At 44.7% G+C, this 7,964-nt stretch carries 8 protein-coding genes; 5 read left to right on the forward strand and 3 right to left on the reverse strand.

All coding sequences use genetic code 11. The features are described 5' to 3' along the window. Nucleotides 1-116: 116 nt before the first annotated feature. The gene (locus tag ACFQ2O_RS18005; protein WP_377531108.1) at nt 117-476 is read left to right on the forward strand and encodes a DUF1801 domain-containing protein; all 360 of its coding nucleotides are present in this window, start codon (nt 117-119) and stop codon (nt 474-476) included. Nucleotides 477-479: 3 nt separating this feature from the next. Here the strand turns inward: ACFQ2O_RS18005 and ACFQ2O_RS18010 are convergent, their stop codons facing one another. After that, entirely contained in the window at nt 480-1,388 is a 909-nt protein-coding gene (locus ACFQ2O_RS18010; RefSeq protein WP_377531110.1) for a cation diffusion facilitator family transporter, read from the reverse strand. Nucleotides 1,389-1,505: 117 nt separating this feature from the next. Between ACFQ2O_RS18010 and ACFQ2O_RS18015 the strand changes: the two genes are divergently transcribed. The 4 genes from ACFQ2O_RS18015 to ACFQ2O_RS18030 all read left to right on the forward strand — a co-directional run bounded on the left by ACFQ2O_RS18015 (nt 1,506) and on the right by ACFQ2O_RS18030 (nt 5,966). Continuing rightward, on the forward strand, nt 1,506-2,189 hold the full coding sequence (locus tag ACFQ2O_RS18015) for a response regulator transcription factor (protein ID WP_377531112.1): 684 nt from the start codon (nt 1,506-1,508) through the stop codon (nt 2,187-2,189). After that, nucleotides 2,186-3,577, forward strand: coding sequence for a HAMP domain-containing sensor histidine kinase (locus ACFQ2O_RS18020; protein WP_377531115.1), 1,392 nt, complete (start codon nt 2,186-2,188; stop codon nt 3,575-3,577). Before ACFQ2O_RS18015 ends, ACFQ2O_RS18020 begins: the two co-directional genes overlap by 4 nt. Before the next feature lie 136 nt (nt 3,578-3,713). Beyond that, nucleotides 3,714-5,285 carry a SulP family inorganic anion transporter gene (locus ACFQ2O_RS18025; RefSeq protein WP_377531118.1) on the forward strand — a complete coding sequence of 524 codons (1,572 nt, stop codon included), beginning with the start codon at nt 3,714-3,716 and terminating at the stop codon, nt 5,283-5,285. A gap of 45 nt (nt 5,286-5,330) precedes the next feature. After that, nucleotides 5,331-5,966 carry a carbonic anhydrase gene (locus ACFQ2O_RS18030; RefSeq protein WP_377531121.1) on the forward strand — a complete coding sequence of 212 codons (636 nt, stop codon included), beginning with the start codon at nt 5,331-5,333 and terminating at the stop codon, nt 5,964-5,966. A 72-nt stretch (nt 5,967-6,038) separates the two neighbouring features. Here the strand turns inward: ACFQ2O_RS18030 and ACFQ2O_RS18035 are convergent, their stop codons facing one another. Both ACFQ2O_RS18035 and ACFQ2O_RS18040 read right to left on the reverse strand, forming a co-directional pair. Beyond that, nucleotides 6,039-6,647: a porin family protein gene (locus ACFQ2O_RS18035; RefSeq protein WP_377531123.1), complete on the reverse strand. Its 609-nt coding sequence runs from the start codon at nt 6,645-6,647 to the stop codon at nt 6,039-6,041. 203 nt (nt 6,648-6,850) lie between these two features. Further along, the gene (locus ACFQ2O_RS18040; protein ID WP_377531125.1) at nt 6,851-7,807 is read right to left on the reverse strand and encodes an SWFGD domain-containing protein; all 957 of its coding nucleotides are present in this window, start codon (nt 7,805-7,807) and stop codon (nt 6,851-6,853) included. Nucleotides 7,808-7,964 lie beyond the last annotated feature (157 nt).

Genomic DNA, 7,964 nt, shown 5'->3' on the forward strand with positions numbered 1-7,964 from the left:
ATTAGATTTTATAAAGTATACGTATGTAGCAACAGTAAATGCGATTTTAACGTATATTTAAAATATAGTATATACATGTGCTTACGTGTTTCTACTTTACAGATCAAAAACCCCTTATGAGAAGCAAAACAACAACCAACCAAGTAGACGAATATATCGAAAATTTATCTCCTGAGAAGCGCTTGCTGGCACAGGAGGTTCGTAGAATCATCACCTCCTCTGTAGCTCACCTGGAAGAATGTGTGCGCTGGGATTGTGCCTGTTACTTCTTCTATGGTCCGGTCTGCTATTTTGCCTCTTCGCGCAGTGGTATCCACTTTGGTTTTTTCAGAGGCAAAGAGCTTTCAGACCCGCATCGCCGCCTGGTAAGCCGAAACGGCCAGCATCCGCATGTTAAAATTCGCTCGATAGAAGATATTGACGAAATGTACTTTGCAGATCTGATACGGGAGGCAGTGCTTCTTAACCAGAATTAGGATTCAGATGCAGCCTTGCAGGCTGCATTCTTCATTTTGAGCCTCCATCTCCATAGTTACATGCTGTATGTCTATGGAAGCCATGAGGCTTCGGACGCGCTTCTTCAGATCTTCCGCTACTTGCGGGTGCAAGTCTGTGCTAACTACGGCATGCATGGTTAATACATTATAACTACCGTCCAGGGTCCAGATGTGCAGGTCGTGCACGGACTTTATCTCTTGTATGTCTTTTAGCTTCGCCTCTACATCGGCAGGTTTTATGTGTGGGGGCGAAGCCTGCAACAAGATGGTAGTTGTGTCTCGCAGGTTTCCGATTACGTTATACAGCACGTAAATTGTGATGGCAACAGATAAAAGCGGATCAATAAAGGGTACATCATAAAAATAAAGTATGATACCGCCTATCAGTACTGCCACCCATCCTAGTACGTCTTCCATAAGATGTAGCCTGACGGCACGCTCATTAAGTGATGCTCCGCTTTTCAATCGTAAAACGGCAGCGCCGTTCACCAGTATGCCAACTACAGCAAAACCCATCATACCAGTGGCGTTTACTTCCTGTGGGTTCCAGATGCGAGGTATGGCTTCCCAAAGTATAAAGAAAGACCCAATCAGTAGTATAAGTGAGTTAATTACAGCACCTAATAATGAAAAACGCTTATAGCCGAACGTGAACTTCTGATTGCGCCCCCGTTTTGATACTTTCTCAAAATACCAGGCCAAACCGAGCGAGAGAGAGTCGCCCAGATCGTGCAGGGCATCAGAGAGTATAGCCATGCTATTAATCCAGAGCCCACCAAATAACTCGAAGATAGTAAAGCCAAGGTTTAGGAAAAAAGCTACTTTTATATTACTGCTGGCGCCATGGTGGTGATGCCCGTGTCCGCCCTGATGATTGTGGTTATGTGCCATAAGAATTAAAACGATATACTGGTATGCCGGTTGCCCTGCTTGCTGTTTCGGGTGCACCTAGTACATTTGCATAGTGCGGCACCTGCCTGCAATTTAAAAAAGAATACCCCATAGCCTATGAAGATTTTGTTAGTTGAAGATGAACCTAAAGTTGCCTCATTTATTAAGAAAGGTTTAGAGGAGCAGGCATATGAGGTTGATCAGGCCTACGATGGGCTTTTAGGGGTAAAGCTGGCACTACAGAACGAGTACGACCTGATACTTCTTGATATTATTTTGCCCAACATGAACGGGCTTGATGCCTGCAGAGAAATAAGAAAGCACAAACAACATGTCGCCATACTGATGTTAACCGCCCTGGGCACAACAGATGATAAGATTATAGGGTTGGATGCCGGCGCTGATGATTACCTCACCAAACCCTTTGAGTTTAAAGAATTACTGGCCCGCCTGCGCGCCTTGTCGCGCCGGAGTACAGACAATAACAATGGTGATAGAATAGGCATTGCTGATCTGGAGTTAGACCTGTCTAAAAAAACCGTCACCAGAGCCGGAAAGCTGATAAGTTTAACTGCCAGAGAGTTTTCGCTGCTATACTACCTGTTGCGTAACCAGGGTAGGGTTGTATCCAGGGTTGATATAACAGAGCAGGTATGGGAAACATCTTTTGACACAGGCAGCAATGTAATAGATGTATACATCAACTTTCTGCGTAAGAAGATAGATAAAGAGCATAGCAATAAACTGATACATACATTAGTGGGCATGGGTTACGTGCTGAAAGAACAGGATAAAGTATGAAAATCCGGTCTCGCTTAACGCTGCAGTTTGCCAGTATCTTTGCACTGATTCTGCTGCTGTTTTCACTGGTTGTATATTATTTCACATCGCTCTACCGGCAGGACGATTTTTACAGCCGTATCTCCAGGCGTGCCTTAATTGTTGCCAGGCATATACTAGAGGCAGATGAAGTAAATGAACAGCAGCGGCATCGTAACCAAATTAGTTATTATCAGGAGTTGCCCTATGAAGCGGTTCAGATTATAGATGCCACAGGTAATGTGATTTTTGCTGAAGGAGAGGGGGAGCTTGGGTTTACACCAGCCAGAGCAGCGAAAGTGCTGAAGAAAGGGGCATTGGCCTACGAGCAGGGGGTAAGGCAAGTGGTGGCTATCCGATACCAGGATAACCAAGGTGATTTTGTGGTACTGGCTTCGTCGGTGGATGCATACAGCTTGCGAAAACTGCAACACCTGAAAGTTATACTTGTAGTAGGCTTTCTGGGATCGATGGTTGTGGTGCTGGGTGCCGGGTGGGCGTTCTCGAAGCAGGCAATGAGGCCAGTTATAAAGGTAATAAGCCAAGTGCAGAAGATAAGTGCCAACGATCTGCATCTAAGGTTAAGCAATGCCGAAGGCACAGATGAGGTTTCTGATTTGGCAAAAACCTTCAACAAAATGCTTGATCGCCTGGAATTGGCCTTTGAGATGCAGAGCACCTTTGTGTCCAATGCCTCGCACGAGCTTAGAACACCTCTGACAGCCATGATCGGAGAGTTGGAGGTAGCCTTGATGAAGCCCCGGGAGACTGAAGAGTATCACCGTGTGTTGCAAAGCACCCTGGAAGATGCCCGTATGCTTACCGAACTTTCAAATGGCTTGCTGCAGATTGCACAGGCAAGTCTTGATCCATCAAAAATCAAGAAAACCGAATTACGCTTTGATGAACTGGTGTGGATGGCGCGGGATCAGGCCCTGAAGCGCCAGCCTAATGCCCGTATCGACATAGATTTTGCAAACTTTCCTGATGAGGAGGATCGGCTTGTGGTGCGCGGGAATGAGGCGTTGTTGCTGATAGCTGTGGTAAATGTGCTTGAAAATGCCATTAAGTTTTCTCCGAATGAGCAGGCTGTGGTTGGACATATTATTGTTAAAAATCATCAGGTGATGCTGCAGGTGCGTGACCGAGGGCTTGGAATTGCAGAAGAAGATTTAAAGCATGTGTTCGTTCCTTTTTTCCGTGCTGACAACGTGCGTAGCATTATGGGGCATGGCATAGGACTACCTCTGGCAGAGCGAATTCTGAAATTGCATCAAGGCTCAATCTCTGTGAACTCACAGTTAAACCAAGGTACTGATGTGACCATTAAACTGCCACAGGCTTATCTTATTATTCCCTCTTACCATTGATTTTAATCTTATTTTAATCTCATTTTAATTCGAGCTTAATCTTGTAGCAGTACATTTATAAGAATTTAACTGAAGAGCCTTTTGTTGAGGCTTTTATATCCAGCAGTTTGCCTTTCTGATAAGTACGAATCAAAAAATGAATCAAGAATCAAGTAGTTCTAAATACATTGCTAACTTAAGCAAAGACATACCAGCAGGTCTGGTTGTATTCTTTGTTGCGCTTCCTCTCTGCTTAGGTATATCCCTGGCCTCCGGTGCCCCGCTCTTCTCGGGTGTGATAACCGGTATAGTGGGTGGTGTGGTAGTAGCCTGGCTCAGTGGTTCTCAGCTTGCTGTAAGTGGCCCTGCCGCTGGACTTACAGTAATTGTTCTGAATGGTATAGAGACCTTAGGTTCTTTTGAGGCTTTTCTGCTTGCGGTGTTAATTGCAGGTGTCATTCAGTTGGGCTTAGGCTTTTTGAAAGCAGGTATGATCGGTTTATACTTTCCTTCTTCTGTTATAAAAGGAATGCTGGCTGCCATTGGTCTTATCCTTATCCTAAAGCAAATACCTCACTTTGTGGGGGCAGACGATGACTTCTTTGGTGAGATGGATTTTTTCCAGGCAGATGGGCGAAATACATTCACTGAAATAGGACACGCTTTTTCATCAATTCAGTTTGGTGCACTCATTGTTGGTGCTATCTCGCTGGCTATCATACTGCTTTGGGATAATCCGAAGATTAAGAACAACAAATTTTTAAAGTTAATACCGGGCGCTTTAGTCGCTGTGTTGATGGCTATACTTATCAACATGCTCTTTATTAACTTTTTGCCTGCACTTGCTATTGCACCCACTCATTTGGTTAACCTTCCAGTACTGGGAAGTATCAGCGATTTTAAGTCTGAAGTTAAGTTTATGGATATAAGTGGCCTAACCAGCCCAGCTACCTACATTGTAGCCTTCACCATTGCCATTGTAGCCAGTCTTGAAACACTGCTAAGCATCGAGGCCATTGATAAGCTTGATCCGCATAAGCGGCGCAGTGATACGAACCGTGAATTAAAAGCACAGGGTGTGGGTAACATTATTGCTCCGCTTTTAGGTGGCCTTCCAATGACTGCGGTAATTGTAAGAGGATCTACAAACGTATCGGCAGGTGCCCAGACCCGCGTTTCTAGTTTCGTACACGGTTTGTTCCTGGCGTTGTCAGTTATGTTTTTGGCAGGTTTAATGAACCAGATACCTTTATCTGCCCTGGCGGCTGTGTTGCTGGTGGTAGGTTTTAAGCTAACCAAACCGGCCCTTTACAAGACACAGTTTAAGTTGGGCTTAGATCAGTTCATTCCGTTTATCGTAACTGTGCTGGCTATACTCTTTACAGATCTTTTGATCGGTATTTGTGTTGGTCTTGTTGTGGGAGTATTCTTTATTCTGAAGGCAAATTATAAATCACCATACTTCTATCACAAGGAAGAGCATCGTGACAAAAACCTGATTCGTATTAAACTAAGTGAGCATGTGTCTTTCCTGAACAAGGCCAGTATCATTCTTACACTCGATCATCTGCCGGAGAATAGCCATGTGATAATAGACGGTGAAAACTCAGCTTATATAGATTATGATGTGCTGGAGGCCATTCATGAGTTTAAGAAAACAGCCCATGAGCGCAATATTAAGGTTGAGCTAGTAAATATTGATGAGGTTGAGGTGATGGATATGCATTAAGCAATGCCTGGCAATGCTACAAAAGAGGAATTAGAAATTATACATATGGAAAAAATATTCGAAAATAACAGAAAATGGGTAGCTGCAAAGCTTGCCGAAGATTCTGAATACTTTAAGAAAATGGCCTTAGGCCAGGAGCCTCGCTACTTGTTTATTGGCTGCTCAGATAGCCGAGTGCCTGCAGGTGAGATTACCGGACATGGCCCGGGCGAAATGTTCGTACACCGAAACATCGCTAACATGGTGGTACACTCTGATATCAACATGCTATCTGTGCTGCAGTATGCTGTAGAAGTGCTTAAGGTGAAAGACATTATCGTGTGTGGCCACTATGGCTGCGGTGGGGTAGCGGCAGCTGCCAGCAACAAGCAGTTTGGCCTGATAGACAACTGGCTGCGTAACATAAAAGATGTGATACGCCTTCATCAGGGTGAATTCAAAGAAATTGAAAACGAGGAGCAGCGACTTCGCCGCCTGGTAGAGCTGAATGTGATTGAGCAGGTGCATAACCTGGCGAAGACATCTATCATCCAAAACGCCATGCTTTCAGATAACCCGCCTAAGTTGCACGGCTTAGTGTATGATATCAGAGAAGGCCTGCTGCGCGACCTGAAGGTGAACGAGCAATTTCAGCAGTTTGAGCAAATCTACAATGTAACAGCAGGAGCAACTGCAGAGTAATCCTTTTGTGGAGTTTGATTTTGTAGAGGCCCCTGCGCAAGCAGAGGCCTCTTTGCTTTACCAGTTTACTGCTTACCTACCTGTGGTATAGCTTAAAGTTAACTGAAAAGAAGAGTGCCGTCTTTCTCGTCCTTCAAAGGCTCCTTCATCATCGATATCTTTAAAGCCGCCATTATAACGTAAACCTATGCCTATGCCGCTGTTGGAACGGTAACCCACACCTGCTGCATATCCAAAATCAATAGGGTAGGGGTTGTCTGTAATATCTACTTCTGTAGTAACGGTTGAGTTTGACCTGGTTGCTTCTACTATCTGCTTTCCTTTCAGCAGGAACGATAACTGAGGCCCTAATTCAAAGTATAAGCCGCTTGCTTGCAGGCTTAGCAGCACGGGGATATCCAGGTAGTTGAGCCTTAGACGTTCTTCTGTTTCTACGCCACTTGTAGAGAATTCTCTTTTCGCACCTTTAGAGGTGATAAGCGCTTCCGCTTGTATTCCAACTAAATCGTTGAAAGCATGGCGCGCAGTTACTCCGGCCGTATAACCTGGTCTGTAATCATACCCGTTGGCGTCTTCGCCTTTAAAAGTTGCATAGTTAAGCCCGGCTTTTATGCCTATGCTCTGGGCACTTGCTGTTCCGGCCAATAAGATAAGGGCAAGCCCTAAAATCTGCTTCCGCATGATAAGTATGTAGATGTAAAGTTAAAATTAAAGCCATTGCCACATAAGCGGTTTTGGTTGCTGCAAATTAATGGAATATGCTGCCATTTAATAATAAAAGCCCCGTTGCATGTGCAGCGGGGCTTTTAATGTGGAGTTGATCCACTATCTTATGGTAAAACTACCACAGGTAACCATTATAAAATGGCCCTCTGTATGTGTTACTACCACTCATAGTCTCTTCTCGAAGATGATCCGTAAGAGTAGGGAGGTCCGCTGTAGGTGCTTTTGCTCCCTGCATATTCAGAGTTGTTTCCGTAGCGGTTACGGTTGTCTGATCTGTAGCCATAGTCCTGGTCTCTGCGGCGATCTGCATCGTCGTCACCGAACCAAGACTTTACTTCGTCGCCGGCACGATCAAAAAAACCTCTGTCATCGTTGTTGCGATCATAGTTTGAGCCATAGCGGTTGTTATTGCTGGAATTATAGTTGCTAGAGCCCATGTTGTTGCTGCTGTAGCCCATGCTATCTCTGTTGCCTGAGTTATAGTTAGACGAGCCGTAGCTTGAGTTGCTTCCTAAGCCGGATCCGGAACGGTTGCTGTCATAATTAGACCCGTAGTTGCTGTTAGTATAGCCTGTGCCATAGTTACCAGAGCCATAGTTGCCGCTGTAGCTAGCACCGCTGTTGTATGTTCCTGAATTGTCTCTGTCTCTGTCGTAATTACGACCGGAGTTATAGTTAGAGTAGTTGTCGCGATCATACCTGCCGCTTCTGCTGCGGTTGTCGTCATCGTCGCTAAACCATGATGATACTTTATCCTCGGCTTTGTCCCAGAAACCACGATCGTTGTCTCTGTCTCTGTTATGGCGTGAGCCATAGTTGTCTGAATCATAGTCAGAACGTCCGTAATTAGAACCGCTTCGGCTATAGCTGTCTCTGGATCCATGTATAGCAGAACCAGTAGAGCGCCCTGTTCCTGAGCTAGAATAAGCATCTATTCCAGACCCCATACCAGAGTTGCGATTACCATAGCCGCTAGCGCTTGAGCTACCATAGCCCGTACGTCTACGGTCACTCATATCAAAATCGCCGGAATAATAGTTTCTCGCTGATCCTCTTGTCCTTGATGTATCGTTGTCATTAAATGGGTTATACCCCGAATTTTCATAGCTTCTCATAAAGTGCTTGTTTAGGTTATAAATTCATGTTTTGATTAAGAACGTCTGTAACCGATACTCAAAATGATTTCTAAATATCGGCTACTATTATTTTTACGATACTGGTGCTTATATGTTATATTCTATTCATATCATACATTTACGTGCTTTGTAAGAA

Origin of the sequence: Pontibacter rugosus (genome assembly GCF_042678745.1) — a bacterium.
In the GTDB taxonomy this organism is placed as follows: domain Bacteria; phylum Bacteroidota; class Bacteroidia; order Cytophagales; family Hymenobacteraceae; genus Pontibacter; species Pontibacter rugosus.